The organism is Actinoplanes philippinensis, from assembly GCF_900113015.1.
In the GTDB taxonomy this organism is placed as follows: domain Bacteria; phylum Actinomycetota; class Actinomycetes; order Mycobacteriales; family Micromonosporaceae; genus Actinoplanes; species Actinoplanes philippinensis.
Window position 1 is genome coordinate 26,262 of sequence record NZ_FONV01000025.1, and the last position, 21,776, is coordinate 48,037.

Genomic DNA, 21,776 nt, shown 5'->3' on the forward strand with positions numbered 1-21,776 from the left:
AAAGGTGTGCGCCATGCTCCTGGACAGGCACCTCGACGACGACGATCTCGCCCGTGAACTGCGCGCCGACGTGCGCGCCGGACTCACCGCCGACCCCCGGTGGATGCCGCCGAAGTGGTTCTACGACGCCCGTGGCAGCGAGCTCTTCGAGGACATCACCCGGCTTCCGGAGTACTACCCGACCCGTACCGAACGGGCCCTGCTCGAAACGCACGCCGCCGCGATCGCCCGGATCACCGAGGCGAAGACCCTCGTCGAGCTCGGCTCCGGCTCGTCGGAGAAGACACGGCTGCTGCTCGACGCCCTGGTCGCCCGGGGCACGCTCGGCGCGTTCGTCCCGCTCGACGTCTCCGGCTCGGCGCTGGCCGCCGCCGTCGAGTCGCTGACCGCCGCCTATCCCGGCCTCGGCATCCGCGGCGTCGTCGGCGACATGACCCGCCACCTGCGGCACCTGCCGGAAGGCGACAACCGTCTGGTCGCCTTCCTCGGCAGCACCATCGGCAACCTGGTGCCCGCCGAACGGGCCACGTTCCTGTCGTCGCTGCGCTCGGTCCTGCACGAGGGCGAGTGGCTGCTGCTCGGCGCCGACCTGGTCAAGGACCCGGCCGTGCTGGTGCCCGCCTACGACGACGCCGCCGGGGTGACGGCCGAGTTCAACCGCAACGTCCTGCACGTCATCAACCGTGAGCTGGCCGCCGACTTCGACGTGGCCGCCTTCGAGCACGTCGCCGTCTGGGAGCCACGGCACGAGTGGATCGAGATGCGCCTGCGGTCCAGCCGTGACCAGGTCGTCCACATCGGCGACCTGGAACTGGACGTCCCGTTCGCCGCGGGCGAGGAGATGCGTACCGAGATCTCCGCCAAATTCCGCCGCGACGGCCTCACCGCCGAGCTCGCCGCCGCGGGCTTCACCGCGCGCCACTGGTGGACCGATCCGAACGACTGGTTCGGAATCACCCTCGCCCAGGCGGGGTAAAGGTTGACGCTTCGTGTTTTCCTAGCGGTGTCGTCTCACCGTCAGGGGCCGTCCCGCGAGTCCGCGCGGGACGGCGGCACGAGGCGTCGACCAAGGGGGTCCCGCATGGAGTCCGACCACGCGGACGCTGTACCGCCACCCGGCGAGAAACCGCCCGCCGAACCGTCGCCGGACGCCGTCCCGGCCTCCGGCGACACCCCATCGCCCACCGCCGCCTCCCCGCCCACCGCTTCGCCGGCCGCGGGTTCCCGGGCACAGGACATCAAGGCGGTCCTCGCCGGCGACGACCGGGCGTCAGCCGGGGACCGGCCGGACGGCGACGACGTGGAGTCCGGCCGTGAGCCACACGTCCTGCTGGTCCATGCGGTGATCAAGGCCTCCCGGGAACACGACGTGTGGTCGGCGTCCGGCGGCCCGCGCCCCCAGCTCCCCCGCACCTGGACCGAACTCTGGCGCAACGCCGTCCGCCGCCAGACCGACCTGGCCGGCGAACCCGAGGAGGCCGCCCGCCGCTCCGTCCAGGCGATGCTGGACCAGCTCACCCGCCTCGACCGGGAGGCCGCCTGGTTCCGCACCGACCCGGCGCTGCGGGACCGGGCGATCGCCGAGACCCTGCTGTACGGCACCGGCCTCGGCCCCGGCGTGCCCAGCCGCCCGGCACAGCTCGCGTGGGACCGCCAGCGAGGCCTCCGGCCCGTCGACTACGCCAAGATCACCGCCATCGCCGCCGCCCAGGACGACTGGCTGGCCGCCTGGAACGAGTGGGCCCTCACCCGCTGACACCACCCGTTCCCAGCACACCCCAGGAGCACCCGGTCCCCCGATCGGGTGCTCCTGTTCGTCACCCCGGCCGTGTTCCGCGTGCGCGGGGACAGCTCGCTGGGCCGGCCGGTGAGGGACGCCTACGCCCGTGAGGCGCCCTGGAGAGTGGGGCGGGCCACCCTCGTCGCGGGGTGCGCGGGGACGGGGTGGCGTGTGGCGGGACGGAGTTCGCTCGTACCGAAGCACGGGTCTTTTCCGGCGAAAGTGACCGAGACCGCATCGCATCGCTCAGCATGCGGGATGGGCGCGTTCGTGGTTGCTGCGACCGGGTGGGAGTTGATACGTTCTTCTGCATAGTCATACGGAGGTAGGTATGGGAATCAGGGTCGCGGTCGCGGGAGCCAGTGGCTACGCGGGCGGTGAGTTGCTGCGCCTGATCGCCGGGCACCCCGAGTTCGACCTGGTCGCGGCGACCGCGCACAGCCAGGCCGGTTCACCGGTCGCCGCGGTGCACCCGCAGCTGACCGGGCTCGACCTGACGCTCGGTTCCACCGACGCCGCCTCGCTCAGTGGCGCTGACCTGGTCTTCCTCGCTCTGCCGCACGGGCAGTCGGCGGCCGTCGCGGCCCAGCTCGACGCCGGGGTCAAGGTCGTCGACCTGGGCGCCGACTTCCGGCTGGAGAGCGCCGAGCAGTGGACTCGTTACTACGGCGGCGGCCATGCCGGCACCTGGACCTACGGCCTGCCGGAGCTGCCGGGCGCGCGGGCCGCGATCGCCGCCTCCGACCGGGTGGCCAACACGGGTTGTTATGCGGCGACGATCACGCTGGCGCTGGCGCCGCTGATCGCCTCCGGCGTGGCCGACCCGGAGGATGTCGTCGTGGTGGCCGGCTCGGGCACCTCCGGCGCCGGGCGCAACGCCAAGGTGCACCTGCTGGGCAGCGAGGTCATGGGCGACCTGTCGCCCTACAAGGTCGGCGCCCACCAGCACGTCGCCGAGATCAAGCAGGCCACCGGGGCCGCCTCGCTGTCGATGACCCCGATCCTGGCGCCGATGCCGCGCGGCATCCTGGCGACGGTGACGGCCCGCCGGCTCAACGGCGGCGACCCGCGGGAGGCGCTCGAGGCGGCCTATGCCGACGCGCCGTTCGTGCACGTGCTGCCGGAGGGCGCCTGGCCGCACACGGCGGCCACCGCGGGTTCCAACTCCTGCCACCTGCAGGCCACTGTCGACATCGACTCGGGCCGCATCATCGTCGTGAGCGCTCTGGACAACCTGGGCAAGGGCGCCGCGGGCCAGGCCGTGCAAAACGCCAACATCATGTTCGGCCTGCCCGAGACCACGGGCTTGAGCGTCTTCGGAGTGGCACCATGACCGTCACCCATCCCAAGGGCTTCCGCGCCTCCGGTGTCGCCGCCGGGCTCAAGGCCAGCGGCAACGCCGACGTCGCCCTGGTCGTCAACGACGGCCCCGACTACACGGCGGCGGGCGTGTTCACCGGCAACCGGGTGAAGGCGGCGCCGGTCCTGTGGAGCCAGCAGGTGCTCAAGGGCGGCATAGTCCGCGCGGTGATCCTCAACTCCGGCGGCGCCAACGCGTGCACCGGTTCGCAGGGCTTCCGTGACACGCACGCGACCGCCGAGCACACCGCCACGGTGCTGCGCGGCGGCGCCCACCGCATGATGATCGGCGCCGGCGACGTCGCGGTCTGCTCGACCGGCCTGATCGGCGAGCTGCTGCCGATGGACAGGCTGCTCCCCGGTGTCAGCGCCGCGGCCAAGGCGCTCGCCGCCGACGGCGGGGCCAGGGCCGCCGAGGCCATCATGACCACCGACACGGTGGCGAAGAATGCGGTCGCCCAGCGTGACGGCTGGTCGGTCGGCGGCATCGCGAAAGGCGCCGGCATGCTGGCCCCCGCGCTCGCGACCATGCTCGTGGTGATCACCACCGACGCGTCCGCCGACAACGAGGTGCTGAATGCGGCGTTGCGTGCCGCGACCAGGGTCACCTTCGACCGCATCGACGCCGACGGCTGCATGTCGACGAATGACACGGTGCTGCTGCTGGCGAGCGGCGCGTCGAACCGGCAGCCGACCCTCGAGGAGCTGACCGCCGCGGTCACCGAGGTCTGCCACGACCTGGCCCAGCAGCTGATCGCCGACGCCGAGGGCGCCACCAAGCACATCGCGATCGAGGTGCAGGGCGCGGCCAGCGAGGCCGACGCGGTGCAGGTCGGCCGGACGGTCGCCGGAAACAACCTGGTGAAGACGGCCTTCTTCGGCAACGACCCCAACTGGGGGCGGATCCTCGCGGCGATCGGCACGACGAGCGCGGCCTTCGAGCCGGATCGCATCGACGTGGCGATCAACGGGGTGTGGATCTGCAAGGGCGGGGCGGCGGCGGAGGATCGCAGCAAGGTCGACCTGTCCGGGCGGGACGTGAGCGTGACGATCAACCTGCGCGAGGGGGAGATGAGCGCGACGATCTGGACCACCGATCTCTCTCACGCCTATGTTCACGAGAATTCGGCGTACTCGTCGTGAAGGCGCAGAAGAAGGCCGAGATCCTCATCGAGGCGCTGCCCTGGCTGGAGCGGTTCCACGGCGCCACCGTCGTGATCAAGTATGGCGGCAACGCCATGATCGACCCGGAGCTGCAGGCGGCGTTCGCGGCCGACATGGTGTTCCTGCGCCTGGTCGGCATCAAGCCGGTCGTCGTGCACGGTGGCGGCCCGCAGATCAACCGGATGCTGAAGCGGGTCGGGATCGAGTCGGAGTTCCGCGGCGGCCTGCGGGTCACCACCCCGGAGACGATGGAGATCGTCCGGATGGTGCTCACCGGCCAGGTCGGGCGCGAGCTGGTGGGCCTGATCAACCAGCACGGGCCGTATGCGGTGGGCCTCTCCGGTGAGGACGCCGGGCTGTTCACGGCGGTCCGCCGGGGCGCGACGATCGACGGCGAGGAGGTCGACATCGGCCAGGTCGGCGACGTCGACCAGGTGAACACGTCGGCCGTCGACGACCTGATCGCGGCCGGCCGGATCCCGGTGATCGCCACGGTCGCGCCGGACGCCGCGGGCGTGCTGCACAACGTGAACGCCGACACCGCCGCCTCCGCGCTGGCGGTCGCGCTCGGCGCCCGCAAGCTGGTGGTGCTCACCGACGTGCCCGGCCTCTACACCAACTGGCCTGACAAGTCGTCGCTGACCAGCGAGATCGACGCCGATGCGCTGGAGAAGCTGCTGCCTTCCCTGGAGTCGGGGATGGTGCCCAAGATGGAGGCCTGCCTGCGGGCGGTCCGCGGTGGAGTGCCGGCCGCCCACGTCGTCGACGGCCGGGTCGCCCACTCGACGCTGCTCGAAGTCTTCACGGAAGAAGGATTCGGAACGATGGTGGTCCCCTCATGAGCCTCGTGCAGCGCTGGCAAGAGTCGATGATGAACAACTACGGCACCCCGGCGATCGCCCTGGTCAAGGGCCAGGGCGCGGTGCTGACCGGCGAGGACGGCAAGGAGTATGTCGACTTCCTCGGCGGCATCGCGGTGAACGCGCTCGGCCACGCCCACCCGGCCGTCGTCGCCGCCGTCACGTCTCAGATCCAGCAGCTGGGGCACGTCTCCAACCTGTTCATCTCGGAGCCGCCGGTGGCGCTGGCCGACCTGCTGCTGGCGCTGGCCGGCCGGGCCGGGCGGGTGCTGTTCTGCAACTCGGGCGCCGAGGCCAACGAGGCCGCCTTCAAGATCTCCCGGCTCACCGGGCGCACCCATGTCGTCGCCACGCACGGCGCCTTCCACGGCCGGACGATGGGCGCTCTCGCGCTGACCGGCCAGCCGGCGAAACAGGACCCGTTCCGGCCGCTCCCGGGCGACGTGACCCACGTCGACTACGGTGACGTCGCCGCGCTGGAGGCCGCGGTCACCCCCGAGACCGCCATGGTCATCCTGGAGCCGATCCAGGGTGAGAACGGCGTGGTCGTCCCGCCCGCCGGCTACCTGACGTCCGCCCGGGAGATCTGCACGCGCAACAACGCGCTGCTGGTGCTCGACGAGGTGCAGACCGGCATCGGCCGCACCGGCCACTGGTTCCACCACCAGAGCGAGGGTGTCGAGCCGGACATCGTCACCCTGGCCAAGGGCCTCGGCGGCGGTCTGCCCCTGGGCGCCTGCATGGCCTTCGGCCGGGCCGCCGACCTGCTCACTCCCGGGTCGCACGGCACCACCTTCGGCGGCAACCCGGTCTCCTGCGCGGCCGGGCTCGCGGTGATCCGCACGATCGCCAACGAGGGCCTGCTCGACCACGTGAAGCGGGTCGGCGAGCAGATCCGGCTCGGCATCGAGGGCCTGAACCATCCGCTGGTGAAGTATGTCCGGGGCGCCGGCCTGCTGCTCGGCATCGTGCTCAACGAGCCCGTCTCCGCCGACGTGGCCGCCCGGCTGCGTGACGCCGGTTTCCTGGTCAACCCGGCCAAGCCGGACGTCATCCGGCTCGCCCCGCCCCTGATCATCTCCTCCGATCAGGCGGACGCCCTGATCGCTGCCCTGGACGGTATCCGGTGACCACCCGACATTTCCTCCGTGACGACGACCTGACCCCGCAGGAGCAGGGCGAGGTCCTCGATCTGGCCGCCGAGATGAAGGCGGACCGGTTCAGCTACACCCCTCTGGCCGGTCCGCGCAGTGTGGCCGTCTTCTTCGACAAGGCGAGCCTGCGGACCCGGCTGTCGTTCGAGGCCGGCATCGCCGAGCTGGGCGGCCAGCCGATCATCGTGGACACCCAGAACACCCACTTCGGCCGCGGTGAGACGCTCGCCGACGCCGGGCGGGTGGTGGCCCGGTACGTGTCGGCGATGGTCTACCGCACGCACGGCGACGAGCGGCTGGCCGAGCTGGCGTCCGGCGTGCGCGTCCCGGTGATCAACGCGCTGAGCGACGGCTACCACCCGTGCCAGCTCCTCGCCGACCTGCTGACGATCCGCGAGCGGTTCGGCTCGACGGCCGGGCGGACGCTGGCGTATGTGGGGGACGCGGCCAACAACATGGCGCACTCCTACCTGATCGCGGGCGCGATGGCGGGGATGAACGTGCGGGTGGCCGGCCCGTCCGGGTTCGATCCGGCGGCGCCGGTGGTCAGCCGGGCAGCGGAGATCGCGGCGTGGACCGGCGGCTCGGTCGAGGTGCTGCGTGACCCGCGGGAGGCGGCCGACGGCGCGCACGTGATCGCCACCGACACGTGGACGTCGATGGGCCAGGAGGGCGACGGCAAGGACCGGCTCACCCCGTTCTGGCCGTACCAGGTGAACAAGGAGCTGCTGGCCGCCGCCGACCCGGAGGCGATCGTGCTGCACTGCCTGCCGGCGCACCGCAACGAGGAGATCACCGACGAGGTGATCGACGGGCCGCAGAGCGCCGTCTTCGACCAGGCGGAGAACCGGCTGCACGCGCAGAAGGCGCTGCTGACCTGGCTGCTGGCGGTCAACCAGCCATGAACAACCCGACGACCCGCGCGGGCCGGCACGCCCGGCTCGTCGACCTGATCCGTTCCCGTCGGGTCAAGTCGCAGACCGAGCTGACAGTGATCCTCGCCAACGAGGGCGTCCACGTCACCCAGGCCACGCTTTCTCGTGACCTGGAGGAGCTGAACGCGGTGAAGGTCAGCGGCGTCTACTACATTCCCGAGGACGGGCACAAGCCGCTGCGGGAGACCACGGAGCACGGCCCGGCCCGGCTGATCCGCCTGCTGCGCGAGCTGCTCACCGGAGTCGACCACAGCGGCAACATCGCGGTCCTGCGTACGCCGCCGGGGGCGGCGCAGTTCCTGGCCAGCGCTCTGGACCGGTCCGGGCTCGCCGATGTGGTCGGCACGATCGCCGGTGACGACACCATCTTCGTGGTGGCCCGGGACGGCGGGCCCACGTCGGGCGCGGAGCTGGCCCTGAAACTCAGTCTGTGGAGCCAGTCGGAATCCGAGGAGAGCCGCTCATGACGTTCCCACCAGCGGTGGAGGCCCGGTTCCCGGACTTCGCCGACCACACCGACAGCCTGGTCGGGCACGGCGTGGAGTTCTTCCTCGCCTCCAACGAGACGTTGCGGCCGCACCTCAACGAGACGCCGTACGGCCACAAGCTGACCTGGCTCGACTTCACCGACACGGCGGAGAAGGACTGGTCGATCCGCGACTTCCTGAACTTCTTCAACATCATCAACGGCATCGCCTTCGGTGACCGGGGCATCCCGATGCCCCAGTGGGTCATGGTCGACCTGATCCTGATGCCGGCCGCGGCTCTGATCGCCGGTCTGCCGCAGGCCGAGTTCGCGGACATGGTCGAGCGGTCCACGTTCCGCTTCGACACCGACGTGAAGCAGCTGCTGCGCAAGGTTCAGCAGGACATGCGGGACAGCGGCTACCGGGGCCCGGTCCCGGTCGGCGGCTACTGTGCGGCCCCGTCCGCCGAGCCGGGCCGCTGGGTGGGCTGGTCGCTGTGGTCGCTGATGCCGGCGGTCGGCCTGGGCAAGGCGGCGAAGGCGCTGGCCCTGTCGGCGTACCGGGCGCAGAAGCTGGACGGCGTCACCCAGTACGACAACAGCGCGCTCAAGGTGCACACCGAGTTCGGCGCGCTGAAGATCCTGGTCGCGACGGTCCCGTTCCACACCTCGCCGGGCTCGTTCGTCTACCAGAGCGACCTGACCCTCCCGGCCGGGGGAGTGCTGCCCGAGCCGACGTTCCTGCTCGACCCGTTCGACTACAGCCGCCAGCGCGCGATGCAGAAGGACATCGAAGCGGGCCGCTGTGAGTTCTACGTCCTGCCGCCGGGTCACGTCCGCCGGGACGGTAAGACTTATGTGCCGATTCTCGAGAAGGAACTGTCCCGATGACCAAGCGCAAGATCGTCCTCGCTTTCTCCGGTGGTCTGGACACCTCGTACGCCCTCGTGGACTTCCGCGAGAAGGGCTGGGACGTGGTGACCGCCAACATCGACACCGGTGGCCTGCACAGCGGTGAGGCCGAGGTGGTCAAGGCGCGCGCCGAGGAGCTGGGCGCCGTCGAGCACCATGTCGTCGACGCCCGCGCGGAGCTCTACGACCGGGTGATCACCTACGCGATCAAGGCGAATTACCTGCGCAACGGCGCCTACCCGTCGTGTGTCGGCGCGGAGCGGCTGATCCAGGCGGAGAAGGTCGTCCAGGTCGCACTGGAGGTCGGCGCGGACGCGGTGGCGCACGGCTCGACCGGCGCGGGCGCCGACCACGTCCGTTACGACGCGGTGATCCGGGCGCTGGCCCCGCATCTGGAGATCGTCACCCCGATCCGCGACGAGCGGCTCACCCGCGAGGGCGAGACCGAGTTCCTCCGGTCGCGGGGTTACGAGGTCAGCGAGAAGGTCAAGCTCTACTCGATCAACGAGGGCCTGATCGGCACGTCGATCGGCGGCGAGGAGACCTACGGCTCCTGGGAGTATCTGCCGGAGTCGGCCTGGACCTACACCAAGTCGATCGACGAGGCCCCGGAGAAGGGCGTCGAGCTGCTGATCAGCTTCGACAAGGGCGAGGTCGTCTCGGCGGTCACGGCGGACGGCACGCCGCTGCCGAACGAGAACAACTACGACATCCTGTCCGCCCTCAACGTCCTCGGCGGCGAGCACGGCGTCGGCCGGGGCATCCACATGGGCTCCACCATGGTCGGCAACCTGGCCCGTGTCGGTTTCGAGGCGCCGGGCATGCTGATCCTCATCGCGGCGCACCGCGAGCTGGAGAAACTGGTCCTGTCGAACCGGCAGCAGGCCACCAAGGCCACGCTCGGCAACACCTACGGCGACCTGCTGCACGAGGCCGTCTACTTCGACCCGATCATGGACGACTTCCGCGCCTTCCTGGACTCCAGCCAGACCCGGGTCACCGGCACCGTGCGGGTCCTGCTGCACAAGGGCAACATCGTGCTCCTCGGCAGCAGGAGCCCGCACAGCCTGCTGGACGCGGCGACCCGCTCGGGTGTCGTCTACGGCCACGGGTCGTCGCTGTGGACCGGCGAGCAGGCCCGCGCGTTCGCCCACATGTACTCGGTGCCGGGCGCCATCCAGCGCGCCGCGGCGAACCCGGCCGAGTAGTCAGCTGAGCCAGGTGGTGAGCACGTGCAGGGCCTGCCGGATCTCCGGCACCAGCACGTGCTCGCCGTCGGTGTGCGCCTGCAGCGGGTCGCCGGGCCCGAAGTTGACCGCCGGCACGCCCAGCGCGGCGAACCGTGACACGTCGGTCCACCCCAGCTTGGCCTGCGGCTCCCGGCCGACCAGCTCGACGAACTCCTTGGCGGCCGGCCGGTCCAGCCCGGGCCGCGACCCCGGCGCCGCGTCGGTCACCTCCAGCTCGAACCCGGCGAACACCTCCCGTAGGTGCGCCTCGGCCTGGGCCACGTCACGGTCCGGAGCGAAGCGGTGGTTGATGTGCACCGTGCACAGGTCGGGGATCACGTTGCCGGCGATGCCGCCCTCGATCTTCACCGCGTTGAGCCCCTCGTGATACTGCAACCCGTCAACGATCGGCTGCCGCGGCACGTAGGCGCGCAGCACGTCGAGCACTGCGCCCGCGCTGTGGATGGCGTTGCTGCCCTTCCACGAGCGCGCCGAGTGCGCCGCCACACCGGGCACGGTGATCTTCACCCGCATGGTGCCCTGGCAGCCGCCCTCGACCGTGCCGTCGGACGGCTCACCGAGGATCGCGAAATCGCCGACGAGCCACTCCGGGTGGTTGCGCACGAGCCGGCCGAGCCCGTTGAGCCGGGCCGCGACCTCCTCGTGGTCGTAGAAGACGTAGGTCACGTCATAGCGCGGCTCGGTCAGCGTCGCCGCCAGGTGCAGCGCCATCGCGACGCCGGCTTTCATGTCGACGGTGCCGCGCCCGCGCAGCACGTCGCCGTCGACGACGACCGGCAGGTTGTCGGCGATCGGCACGGTGTCGAGATGCCCGGCGATCACCACCCGGGTCGGCCGGCCCAGCGACGTCCGCGCCACCACCGCGTCACCGTCACGCAGCACCTCGAGGTGCGGACAGGCGCGCAGGGCGCTCTCCACGGCGTCGGCCAGGGCCTTCTCGTCGCCGCTGACGGACGGAATGTCACAGATGGTCCGAGTGAGATCTACTACATCACCGGTCAGATCGAGGCTGGTCATGTTGCAAACTTATCAGATCAACGGCATTTTTATGCGTACGGCTATGTGAGCCGCCGCCGGCCGGCACGCGACGCGGGCGGCCGGCTCGATCACCGCGCGGCCGCCGGGCTCGTGCGAGCGAGACGGCCACGTGTCCCACCCAGCGCGATGCCGCCGGGCCGGGACCCGGCGTGCACGGCTCAGCGATAGGGTCAGGAAGGTAACGAAATGAACGGACGAGGAGAAGGTGTGTCGGAGAGCGACGAGCCGACGAGGCTGTGGGGTGGCCGTTTCGCCGGTGGTCCGGCGGAGGCGCTGGCCCGGCTGAGCGTCAGCGTCCAGTTCGACTGGCGGCTCGCGCCGTATGATCTGCTGGCCTCCCGCGCGCACGCCCGGGTGCTGGCCAACGCGGGTCTGCTCGACGCCGACGAGCTGGGCCGGATCCTCGCGGCGCTGGACGATCTGGCCTCGGCCTGCGCGGCCGGCGAGTTCCGTCCGACGATCGAGGACGAGGACGTCCACACCGCCCTGGAGCGCGGCCTGCTGGAGCGTCTCGGCACGCTCGGCGGCAAGCTGCGGGCCGGCCGCTCCCGCAACGATCAGGTCGCCACCGATCTGCGGCTCTACCTGCGTGATCACGCCCGCGGCGTGGCCGTCGCGCTGATCGAGCTGGCCGACGCGCTGACCGAGCAGGCGGCCCGCAACGTCGACACCCCGGCGCCCGGCATGACCCACGTGCAGCACGCGCAGCCGGTCAGCTTCGGTCACTGGCTGCTCGCCCACGTGCAGCCGCTGCTGCGTGACCTGGAGCGGCTGCGCGACTGGGACACCCGGACCGCGATCAGCCCGCTCGGCTCCGGCGCCCTGGCCGGTTCGTCGCTGCCGCTCGACCCGGCGGCCGTCGCCAAGGAGCTGGGTTTCACCGCGCCCGCGGCCAACTCGATGGACGCCGTCGCCGACCGTGACTTCGTGGCCGAGTTCCTCTTCGTGACCGCGCTGATCGGCGTGCACCTCTCCCGCCTCGGCGAGGAGGTCGTCCTCTGGACGTCGACCGAGTTCGGCTGGGTCGAGCTGGACGACGCGTTCGCCACCGGGTCGTCGATCATGCCGCAGAAGAAGAACGCGGACATCGCCGAGCTGGCGCGGGGCAAGAGCGGCCGGCTCGTCGGCGGTCTCGTCGCGGTGCTGACCATGCTCAAGGGCCTGCCCCTGACGTATGACCGCGACATGCAGGAGGACAAGGAGCCCGCCTTCGACGCGGTCGACACCCTGGAGCTGCTGCTGCCCGCGCTGGCCGGGATGATCTCGACGATGACGGTCCGGGTGGACCGGCTGGCCGCGGCCGCCCCGGTCGGCTTCTCGCTCGCCACCGAGGTCGCCGACTGGCTGGTCCGCAAGGGCGTGCCGTTCCGCGAGGCGCACGAAATCACCGGCAAGCTGGTGGCGCTCTGCTCGGCCCGCGAGTGCGAGCTGGAGGACGTGACCGACGACGATCTGAAGACGATCAGCGAGCACCTGGACCCGTCGGTGCGCGAGGTGCTGTCCGTGTCGTCGGCGCTCGCGGCCCGTACCACTCCGGGCTCGACCGGTCCCGGCCCGGTCGCCGACCAGCTCGCCACCGTGCAGCACAAGCTCGACAACTGGCGTCAGTGGGCCGTCGAGAAGGTCGTGCCCCGATAATCCCTCTCCTCGTCCGGCAGCAAGTGTGGCCGGCGGGTGCTCGGTGGTAATCCGTGTCACTGTTCGACGGGAGCGGCTCCGGCCGCTCCCGTTTCTGTCGGGGGTCGCCGGTAGCGTGCCGGCATGCCGTTCGAGTTGCCCGAGCCCTGGCTTTCCCAGCTGCACCCGCGACGCGGTGGGGCTGGCGTCCGCCCGGTCCAGCCCGACCCGCGGGCCCGGGAGGTCGTCGACAGGCAGACCCGTGAGCTGCCCGGGTTCGTGCCCGGCGTGCTCGCCAGCGAGTTCACCGACCCGGAGTTGCGTGCGGCGGCCCAGGCTCCGGCGTCGGTCACCGGCGCGGCCGTCGTCGCGTTCGCAACGAGGGCGCTGGACTGGCAGGAAAATCTGCGGCATCCGTGGTTCGCCGACCTGTGGCTCGCCGAGCGGGGCCTGCGGTTCGCCGCCGAGGCAGCCGTGGAGCTCTACACGCTGACCCTGGCGGCCGAGGGCGATCGGCCGCCCCGCCGGGCGCTCCGGCGCGACGGCACGGAGACCGTGGGTGTGCGCCGCCGCCGGCCCGACGACGACGGGCTCGCGGTCGGGCTCTTCTTCGACCCCGATTTCCTGGTGCTGCTGAGGGTCCGGGCCGCCCTGGCGGCCGCGCCCGACGACGTGCACGCGGAGATCGTCGACGTTCTCGCCGGCTACCGCGGAAAGGGTCGCCACGCCCGCTGCGCCACCTCGGTCCTCGTCCCGTCCCGCACCGACTGGGTGGAGCAGGATTGGGTGGAGGCACTCACCGAGCGCGACTTCCGTCGCGCCGGGATGCTGCTGACCGCGATCACCACCGCGGACCAGGCTGCCGCCGCACGTCGTGCCGCCGACGCCATGTCCATCGGGTGGCGTGGCCGGGATGCCACCGTCGTCGAGGGCCTCGGCCCGGCCCTCGCGTCGGGCCTGCTGCTGGACTGGTTCGACCGGGTCCGCGCGACCCGTGCCGACACCCGCCGCGACCTGTTGAGCCTGATCGCCGTGCTGCCGGTCGACGAGGCGATGCGCGGCCTCCTCGACCGTCTCGGCCAGCGGCACGTGCGCGAGGCGCTGCTCGACGCCGCCGCCCGCTTCCCGGAGCGGGCGCTACGGCTGCTCTCCGCCCAGGCCGTCAAGCCCGCGGTCACCGACCTGCTGTCCGCCCGGGTGCGGGCGGACCCGGCGCTCGCCGAGCGGGTCGCGGCCGAGTTGACAGGGGCTCAGGCGGCCCGCATCCGGGAGCACCTGACCGGCATGACCGCCGTCGTGCCGGCCCCACCGGAGGCGCTGCCACCGCTGCTCGCCGATCCGCCCTGGCGCGGGCGGCGACCGGCCCCGGTAATCCTCGACCTGACGGCGCCCGAGTCACCGACCATCGCGAATTGGCTACCCGGCGAGCGCGAGAAGTGGCTGTCGACCCCGATCGACCTGCCGGACGCAACGTCCCCCACCACCACGGTCGGCCCCGCCGAAGAGGCCGCCGCCCCCAGTTCGGGGGTGCCGGCCCCGCCAACCGGCCCCGCGGGTGCTGTGTCTGCCGTGGGTGCGGGGGAGTCGGGCACTTCTGCTGGTCTGGCGGGTGGCGTGTCTGCCGTGGGTGCGGGGGAGTCGGGCACTTCTGCTGGTCTGGCGGGTGGTGCGTCTGCCGTGAGTTCGGGGGTGGAGGTCACGCTCGTCGGTCTGGCGGGCAGGGCGTCTGCCGTCGATTCCGGGGAGAGGTTCGCTGTGGCCCCGATGGACTGGGACGCCATCGCCGACCGGCTGCGGCGTGGAGAGCCGGTGGACCCGCCGGCTGCGGCCGCGTTCTTCGTCGCCGCGCCGGAGGAACTGGCCCGGCCTCTGCTCGCCGACTGGCATCCGGCGCCCGTGCCCGGGTGCGGTTCATGGATGCGGCGGATCGTCGCCCGGTTCGAGGCGTACGCGTTGTTGCCTCTGCGGCGTCTGGCCTTCCACGACTCGGCGGTGGCCATGCCGCTGATGCTGCCGTTCGCGTCCGGGGACATTCCGTGGCGCATGCAGGTGCGTCTGCATGATCAGGGGCAGTCCGGTTCAGTGGCGAGAGCCTGGCTGGGGCGGCATCCCGAGTGTGCCGCCCGCTATCTGGTGCCCCGTGCGTTCGGCACCAGCGACCTGGTCCGGCGTTCGGCACAGCACACACTGGTGTACATGGTGGCCGCCGGTCACGCGGAGACCCTCCGTGCGGTCGCCGCCTCCTACGGCCCGGAGGCCGCGACCGCTGTGGAGACGCTGATCGACACCGATCCGCTGGCGATCCTGCCCACGAAACTCCCCGCCATTCCGAAGTGGTTCGATCCCGCCGCCCTGCCACCGGTCCGCCTTCGACGACCATCCATCCTGCCGCCGCCCCCTGACGAGATCGCGCGGGCCGGTTCGGCTGTGGGTGACGGGATTGCGCGGGCTGGTTCGGCTGTGGGTGACGGGATTGCGCGGGCTGGTTCGGCTGTGGGTGACGGGATTGCGCGGGCTGGTTCGGCTGCGGGTGACGGGATTGCGCGGGCTGGTTCGGCTGCGGGGTCCGAGATGGTGCGGGCCGGTTCGGCTGTGGGTGACGGGATTGCGCGGGCTGGTTCGGCTGTGGGATCCGAGATGGTGCGGGCCGGTTCGGCTGTGAGTGACGGGGTCGCGCGGGCTGGTTCGGCTGTGGGTGACGGGGTCGCGCGGGCTGGTTCGGCTGAGGGCCAGGAGCCGACGCGGCCCACGGCGGCACTGGGTGATGGCGGGACGGACGGGGGCCGGGTGGCTCTCGTTCTGCCGACGAAGGTGTTGCGTGAGCTGGCGATGGTGTTCGCACTGCACAGGCCGCTCGAGCCGTATGCGGGACTGGAGGTCGTCCGGGAGGCTTGTGAGCCGGTGGATCTCGCGCGGTTCGCATGGGGGGTGTTCGAGGCCTGGCTGGCCGCCGGCGCGAGCGGCAGGCAGGGCTGGGCGCTGGAGGTGCTCGGTGCGGTCGGGGACGACGAGACCGTGCGACGGCTCACGCCGCTGATCATGGAATGGCCGGGGCAGAGCGGGCACGCCCGTGCGGTGACCGGTCTGAGTGTCCTCACCGAGATCGGCACCGAGGTCGCGTTGGTGCACCTCAACCGTATCGCCGAGCGTTCGCGATATGCGGGTCTGCGCACTGCCGCCCAGCGCCAGGTCGGCCTGGTGGCCGGGCAGCTGGGCCTCACCGCCGAGCAACTCGCCGACCGCCTGGTGCCGGGTTTCGGGCTGGATGACGACGGGAGCCTGACGCTCGACTACGGAGCACGGAGCTTCGCCGTGCGGTTCGACGAGGAGCTGAGACCGTGCGTCGTGGACGGTGCCGGGAAGCCTCTCAAGAACCTGCCGAAACCGGGGGCGAAGGACGATGCCGAGCGGGCGGCCGCCGCCTATCAACGTTTCGCGGTCCTGAAGAAGGATGTCCGGAGGGTCGCCGCCGATCAGATCCGCCGTCTGGAACGCGCCATGGTCACCGGCCGTCGCTGGCCGGAGGAGGAGTTCCGGCGTTTCTTCGCCGAGCATCCGCTGCTGCGCCACCCGGCCCGGCGGTTGCTCTGGGGCCGTTTCGACACGACGAGTGCGTTCGACCCGAAGGGTGGGCTGGTCGGCGCCTTCCGGGTGGCCGAGGACGGCACGTTCGCCGACGTGCACGACGAGGCCGTTGAGATCGGTACCGGCGAGGTGGTCGGTGTGGTCCATCCGGTTCATCTGGGTGAGACGCTGCCGCTCTGGTCGGAGATCTTCGCCGACTACCGGATCCTTCAGCCGTTCCCGCAGGTCGGGCGGGAGACCGCAGCCTTCACCGAGGCCGAGGTGGCGGGCGGTGTGCTCACTCGCTTCCAGGGGCGGACGGTGTCGTCCCGCGCCCTTCTGGGCCTGGAGAGCCGCGGCTGGCGACGGGGGACAATGCGTGACGATCGCGTCCAGGTCAGCGTGACGCCGGCTCTTGCCGACGGGCTCGAGCTGGAGCTGAACCCCGGCATCGTCCACGGCGCCGTGGACATCTTTCCGGAGCAGACACTCGGCCCGCTCCGGTTCAGCGGTGGCGCGGCGAGGCTGGATGACTTGGATCCGGTGGTGGTCTCCGAGGTGATCCGCGATCTGGAGCAGCTGACCAGCGGCCACTGACCAGCGGCCACGAACAAGAGCCGGGAAAGGCGGTGACGGGCACTCGCCCGTCACCGCCTTTTTACATTGCGGCCCCCTTCGGTCAAGCCACACCACAGACCACGACGCAATCCAGCATGGTTTTTCAGTTCACCGTGCAAGAAGTTTCATCGAGGACGCGCCGCAAATCACCGGGCAAGGACTATAGCTGTAAGTTCCTGTAACCCACTTGCATGTCCCCGACGTGCCGGCACAGCGGTCCACAGGTAACAGAACGGCTGCTGGAGACCGCTTTCTCGCCCGCGATGCCGGAATCGTGCGGGTTCGAGCGTCCGCCCTTGTTGCAAGTTGATTCGCAAGGGGTTTCTAAGCACGAAACTTCTTGCTACGGTCCGGTCGTCACCAAGCAGGTCTTCAAGGAGCGCATCATGCGTCGCATAACCAAGGGACTGGCCGCTCTCTCCTCCGTGGCCCTCGCCTTCACCCTCGTCGCGTGCAGCGGCGACAAGGAGCCGGCCGCCGGCGACAACAAGGCTGCCGACCCGGCTTCGCTCGCCGCGGAGCTGACGTGGTGGGACACGTCGGACGCGAAGAACGAGGGTCCGGTCTTCCAGGACCTGATCAAGCAGTTCAACGCGAAGTACCCGAACGTCAAGATCAACTACCAGTCGGTGCCGTTCGCCGACGCGCAGAACAAGTTCAAGACCGCCGCCGCGGCCAAGACCGGCGCCCCGGACATCCTGCGCGCCGAGGTCGCCTGGGTGCCCGAGTTCGCGTCGCTGGGCTACCTCTACTCGCTGGACGGCTCCGAGCTGCTCGCCGACGAGTCGGACTACAACAAGACCGCGCTGGCCTCGAACAAGTTCGACGGCAAGACGTACGGCGTACCGCAGGTCACCGACAGCCTCGCCCTGCTCTACAACAAGGAGCTCGTCGAGAAGGCCGGCGTGAGCGTGCCGAAGACGTGGGCCGAGCTGAAGACCGCCGCCCAGACCGTCAAGCAGAAGACCGGCGCCGAGGGTCTCTACGTGAACCCGGCCGGCTACTTCACCCTGCCGTTCCTCTACGGCGAGGGCGGTGACCTGGTCGACACCGCGAGCAAGAAGATCGTGGTGAACTCGGAGCAGAACGTTGCCGGGCTCAAGGTCGCCAAGGACCTGATCGACAGCGGCGCCGCGGTGAAGCCGTCGGCCACCGACTCGTACGGCACGATGATGACCCTCTTCAAGGAGAAGAAGGTCGCCTTCATCATCAACGGCCCGTGGGAGGTCGCGAACGTCAAGGCCGCTCCGGGCTTCGGTGGTCTGGAGAACCTCGGCATCGCGCCGGTCCCGGCCGGTTCCGCCAAGGCGGGCGCCCCGGTCGGCGGCCACAACTACGTCGTCTACTCGGGTGTCCCGCAGGAGAAGGCGGCCGCCGCCGTCGCGTTCATCAAGTTCATGAACTCCGCCGAGTCGCAGGCCGCCCTGGCCGACAAGCTGGGTGTGCTCCCGACCCGTACCTCGGCCTACGACATCGCGTCGGTCAAGAGCAACGCCGTGATCTCGGCCTTCAAGCCGGTCGTCGAGTCGGCCGTGAACCGCCCGTGGATCCCGGAGGGCGGCCAGTTCTTCGGCCCGCTCGACACGCTCGCCACCGAGGTCCTGGTCCAGAACAAGGACGCGAAAACGTCCCTCGACGCCGTGGCCCAGAAGTACAAGGCCGAGGTCGTTCCCTCGTACGCCACCAACTGACGGTTCTGAACGCAGGCGCCGGCTCCGCGTGGGCCGGCGCCCGCTTCGCTTCCTCTCTGGAGCACAGCTGATGAGCACTGTGACTGCCGGCGCGGCGCCGAGGAGCACCTCGCTGCGGCGGAGCTGGGACAAGCACTGGGCGGCCTGGGCGATGGTCGTGCCGGTCGTGGCGGTTCTGGCGGTTCTGATCTTCTATCCCCTGGTCAACGGCATCTGGCTGACCTTCACCAACCAGACCGAGGCCAACCAGCTCGCCGAGATCTGCACGAAGTCGATCACCGGGGGCGAGGTCTGCAAGGAGAACCCGAACGCCTGGTCGTTCGTGGGCCTCGACAACTACGTCAACGTCCTCACCGGCCGGATCGGCGAGTTCTGGCAGTGGACCGGGACCACCCTGATCTGGACCGCCGCGGGTGTCGCCTTCCACTACGGCCTGGGCCTCGGCCTGGCCGTCATGATCCACCGCGAGATGCGGTTCCGCGGCCTCTACCGCGTCCTGCTGGTGCTGCCGTGGGCGGTGCCGGCGTTCATCAGCGCCTTCGCCTGGAAGTTCCTCTTCAACGAGCAGCTCGGCCTGGTCAACTCGCTGCTCAACGCGGTCGGCATCGACTCGGTCGCCTGGTTCGCCGACAGATGGACGGCACTGTTCGTCGCGGTGATCACCAACATCTGGCTGGGTGTGCCGTTCATGATGGTGGCCCTGCTCGGCGGCCTGCAGAGCATCCCGGAGGAGCTCTACGAGTCGGCCGAGATCGACGGCGCGACGCCGTGGCAGCGGTTCCGCAACATCACCCTGCCGGGTCTGCGGCCGGTCAGCATGACGGTGATCCTGCTCGGCACGATCTGGACCTTCAACATGTTCCCGATCATCTTCCTGGTGACCGAGGGCCAGCCGGCCGGGTCGACCGAGATCCTGGTGACCGGTGCCTTCCGGGCCGCTTTCGAGGGCATCCGGAACTACTCGCTCGCCTCCACCTACGGCGTGCTGATCCTCTCGATCCTGCTCATCTTCTCGGTGTTCTACCGGCGGGTGCTGCGTAAGCAAGGCGAGGTTTGGTGACATGGCCCAGATGACGACGACCCCACCGATCGCGGCGCCGACCGGCGCGCCGGCGCGGGTCAACAAGCCCCGGCGTGGCCGCCGCAGTGTCGGCGCGTCGATCGGCCTGCACGCCACGCTGATCGTGGCCTCGCTGATCGCGATCGGTCCGATCCTCTGGGTGGTGCTCTCCTCGTTCAAGCCGGGGTACGCCGTCCAGAGCACCGAGATCACCCTGATCAAGGACCCGACGCTCGCCAACTACGAGTACGTGCTGTTCGACACGAACTTCCGGTCCTGGTTCCTCAACTCGGTGATCGTGGCGAGCCTGACGATGCTGATCGGCATCTTCTTCTCGGCGACCACCGGCTACGCGCTGTCCCGGTTCAACTTCCCGGGCCGGCGCTCGCTGATGATGGTCTTCCTGGTCACGCAGATGTTCCCGGTGTCGATCCTGATCGTCCCGATCTACGCGATCATGGCCAATCTCGGGCTGATCAACACGTTGCCGTCGCTGGTCATCGCGTACCTGACGATCGCCGTGCCGTTCTGCGCGTGGATGCTCAAGGGCTACTTCGACTCGGTCCCGACCTCGCTGGACGAGGCGGCGGCACTGGACGGCTGCGGCCCGTTCCGGATCTTCTGGCGGGTCATCCTGCCGCTGGCCCGCCCGGCGATCGCGGTCACCGGTTTCTACGCGTTCCTCACCGCGTGGGGGGAGGTCGCGTACGCGTCGGCGTTCATCCAGACCGACGACAAATACACCCTGGCGTACGGTCTGCAGCAGTTCGTGCCCCAGTTCAATCCGCAGTGGGAATATCTCACCGCGGCCGCCGTCCTCGTGACGATCCCGGCCGGAATCGTATTCCTCTTCGCGCAGAAGCATCTCGTGTCCGGTCTTACCGCCGGCGGCACGAAGGGCTGAATGGAATCAGGCGTGCGGATATCCGCACGCCTGTTTCCGGAACATCGAGAGACCGCTCTCACAAAGTACGGATTCGGTCACGCGGCGGGAGTGGCGACCGGAATCTCGGAGCGCATCGGCGCGATCGCGGTCGAGTTACGGACCACCAGCTCGGGATGGAAGAGGTATTCCGAGTGCGGCGCGCCGTGCCCGTTGATCTCGTCGACCAGCGACCGCACCGCGGCCACCGCCATCGAGGCCACCGGCTGGCGCAGCGTGGTCAGCGGCGGGTCGGTGAACGGGATCAGCGCCGAGTCGTCGAAGCCGATCACCGAGACGTCCTCGGGAACTCGCAGGCCACGGCGCCGCGCGGCCCGGATCGCGCCGAGCGCCATCATGTCGGAGGCGCAGATGATGCCGGTCGCGCCCCGGGCCAGCAGCCGGTCGGCGGCCACCTCACCGCCCTCGACGCCGAAGAGCGTGAGCGAGACCAGGTCGTCCACCTCGGCGTCGGAGAGGCCCACCTCGCGCTTCATCGCCGCGCGGTAGCCCTCCAGCTTGCGCTGGGTGTTGATGAACCGGTTGGGGCCGGAGATCATGCCGATCCGCCGGTGCCCGAGCGCCACCAGATGGGTCACCCCGAGATCGCCGGCGACCCGGTCGTCGCACGAGACGAACGGCGCCTCCAGCTCCTTGGCGTAGCCGTTGACCAGCACGATCGGCAGCGGCCGGTCGAGCAGCCGCTGGTATCGGGATCGGTCGGAGGTGGTGTCGGCGGAGAGCGACGAGATGAAGACGATGCCCGAGACCTGCCGGTCGAGGAGCATCTCCACATACTCGTCCTCGGTGACGCCGCCGGGGGACTGGGTGCAGAGCACCGGCGTGTAACCGTGCTGCGCCAGCGTCGACTCGATCACCTGAGCGAAGGCGGGGAAGATCGGATTGTCCAGCTCGGGGACGACCAGGCCGACCAGGCCGGCGCTGCGCTTGCGCAATCTTTCCGGTCGTTCGTAACCGAGGACGTCGAGTGCGGTCAGGACCGCTTGTCGGGTTTCAGCGGAGACGCCGGGGCGGTCGTTAATGACACGCGACACCGTCGCCTCACTGACCTGAGCCTGTTTGGCGATATCGGCCATTCGCGCACGCATGGTCTCACTCTAGTCGTCTGTAGTGTGCTCGGCATGGTCCTGAAAGGTCTTCCATTCCATGCAAGACCTTGCTAACGTCCCGGCAACAGGAGCGATACAGGCCGATAGGTCGATGGAACGCGCCCTGAACGGCTTTTCGGTTTGTCGCCGCGGCGCGTCGTCGAGCCTGTCCTGGAGCACTCTACTCCGAGGGCGTCCAACGGCTTCCGCGCCGGGGTGACGTGACGAAATATATAACTGTCAATCCGATACCACTGAATCGGAAGGGTGCGCAGTG

General features: G+C 70.1%; 17 protein-coding genes. 15 read left to right on the top strand and 2 right to left on the bottom strand.

Going from position 1 to position 21,776, the window contains the following annotated elements; all coding sequences use genetic code 11:
* The first annotated feature begins 4 nt into the window (after positions 1 to 4).
* The 10 genes from egtD to argG all read left to right on the top strand — a co-directional run bounded on the left by egtD (position 5) and on the right by argG (position 9,838).
* Positions 5 to 976: an L-histidine N(alpha)-methyltransferase gene (gene egtD, locus BM290_RS42575; RefSeq protein WP_093621685.1), complete on the top strand. Its 972-nt coding sequence runs from the start codon at positions 5 to 7 to the stop codon at positions 974 to 976.
* Between the two features lie 105 nt (positions 977 to 1,081).
* A complete protein-coding gene (locus BM290_RS42580; RefSeq protein WP_093621686.1) occupies positions 1,082 to 1,756 on the top strand; it encodes a hypothetical protein in 675 nt (224 codons plus the stop codon).
* A 355-nt stretch (positions 1,757 to 2,111) separates the two neighbouring features.
* Complete coding sequence (gene argC / locus BM290_RS42585) at positions 2,112 to 3,113, top strand: N-acetyl-gamma-glutamyl-phosphate reductase (protein ID WP_093621687.1); 1,002 nt, start codon at positions 2,112 to 2,114, stop codon at positions 3,111 to 3,113.
* The gene (gene argJ / locus BM290_RS42590; RefSeq protein ID WP_093621688.1) at positions 3,110 to 4,282 is read left to right on the top strand and encodes a bifunctional glutamate N-acetyltransferase/amino-acid acetyltransferase ArgJ; all 1,173 of its coding nucleotides are present in this window, start codon (positions 3,110 to 3,112) and stop codon (positions 4,280 to 4,282) included. The genes argC and argJ overlap by 4 nt, the downstream gene beginning before the upstream one ends.
* Complete coding sequence (gene argB, locus BM290_RS42595; protein WP_093621689.1) at positions 4,279 to 5,145, top strand: acetylglutamate kinase; 867 nt, start codon at positions 4,279 to 4,281, stop codon at positions 5,143 to 5,145. Before argJ ends, argB begins: the two co-directional genes overlap by 4 nt.
* Complete coding sequence (locus BM290_RS42600) at positions 5,142 to 6,293, top strand: acetylornithine transaminase (protein WP_093621690.1); 1,152 nt, start codon at positions 5,142 to 5,144, stop codon at positions 6,291 to 6,293. Before argB ends, BM290_RS42600 begins: the two co-directional genes overlap by 4 nt.
* A complete protein-coding gene (gene argF, locus BM290_RS42605) occupies positions 6,290 to 7,222 on the top strand; it encodes an ornithine carbamoyltransferase (RefSeq protein WP_093621691.1) in 933 nt (310 codons plus the stop codon). Before BM290_RS42600 ends, argF begins: the two co-directional genes overlap by 4 nt.
* Complete coding sequence (locus BM290_RS42610; protein ID WP_093621692.1) at positions 7,219 to 7,719, top strand: arginine repressor; 501 nt, start codon at positions 7,219 to 7,221, stop codon at positions 7,717 to 7,719. Before argF ends, BM290_RS42610 begins: the two co-directional genes overlap by 4 nt.
* Positions 7,716 to 8,609 (top strand): hypothetical protein, encoded by an 894-nt coding sequence (locus tag BM290_RS42615; RefSeq protein WP_093621693.1) that lies wholly within the window; start codon positions 7,716 to 7,718, stop codon positions 8,607 to 8,609. The genes BM290_RS42610 and BM290_RS42615 overlap by 4 nt, the downstream gene beginning before the upstream one ends.
* Positions 8,606 to 9,838, top strand: coding sequence for an argininosuccinate synthase (gene argG, locus BM290_RS42620; RefSeq protein WP_093621694.1), 1,233 nt, complete (start codon positions 8,606 to 8,608; stop codon positions 9,836 to 9,838). The genes BM290_RS42615 and argG overlap by 4 nt, the downstream gene beginning before the upstream one ends.
* Here argG and dapE read toward each other — a convergent pair whose 3' ends face one another.
* Complete coding sequence (dapE, locus tag BM290_RS42625) at positions 9,839 to 10,897, bottom strand: succinyl-diaminopimelate desuccinylase (RefSeq protein ID WP_093621695.1); 1,059 nt, start codon at positions 10,895 to 10,897, stop codon at positions 9,839 to 9,841.
* A gap of 207 nt (positions 10,898 to 11,104) precedes the next feature.
* Here dapE and argH point away from each other — a divergent pair, with 207 nt between their 5' ends.
* The 5 genes from argH (at position 11,105) to BM290_RS42650 (ending at position 20,372) form a co-directional block, all read left to right on the top strand.
* The gene (gene argH, locus BM290_RS42630) at positions 11,105 to 12,556 is read left to right on the top strand and encodes an argininosuccinate lyase (RefSeq protein WP_093621696.1); all 1,452 of its coding nucleotides are present in this window, start codon (positions 11,105 to 11,107) and stop codon (positions 12,554 to 12,556) included.
* Positions 12,557 to 12,679: 123 nt separating this feature from the next.
* The gene (locus BM290_RS42635) at positions 12,680 to 16,696 is read left to right on the top strand and encodes a DUF4132 domain-containing protein (protein WP_093621697.1); all 4,017 of its coding nucleotides are present in this window, start codon (positions 12,680 to 12,682) and stop codon (positions 16,694 to 16,696) included.
* Between the two features lie 407 nt (positions 16,697 to 17,103).
* Positions 17,104 to 18,408: an extracellular solute-binding protein gene (locus BM290_RS42640; protein ID WP_093621698.1), complete on the top strand. Its 1,305-nt coding sequence runs from the start codon at positions 17,104 to 17,106 to the stop codon at positions 18,406 to 18,408.
* A 70-nt stretch (positions 18,409 to 18,478) separates the two neighbouring features.
* Positions 18,479 to 19,468 carry a carbohydrate ABC transporter permease gene (locus BM290_RS42645; RefSeq protein ID WP_373871149.1) on the top strand — a complete coding sequence of 330 codons (990 nt, stop codon included), beginning with the start codon at positions 18,479 to 18,481 and terminating at the stop codon, positions 19,466 to 19,468.
* Positions 19,469 to 19,478: 10 nt separating this feature from the next.
* Complete coding sequence (locus BM290_RS42650) at positions 19,479 to 20,372, top strand: sugar ABC transporter permease (RefSeq protein WP_239144084.1); 894 nt, start codon at positions 19,479 to 19,481, stop codon at positions 20,370 to 20,372.
* A gap of 77 nt (positions 20,373 to 20,449) precedes the next feature.
* Here the strand turns inward: BM290_RS42650 and BM290_RS42655 are convergent, their stop codons facing one another.
* Complete coding sequence (locus tag BM290_RS42655) at positions 20,450 to 21,499, bottom strand: LacI family DNA-binding transcriptional regulator (protein ID WP_093621700.1); 1,050 nt, start codon at positions 21,497 to 21,499, stop codon at positions 20,450 to 20,452.
* Positions 21,500 to 21,776 lie beyond the last annotated feature (277 nt).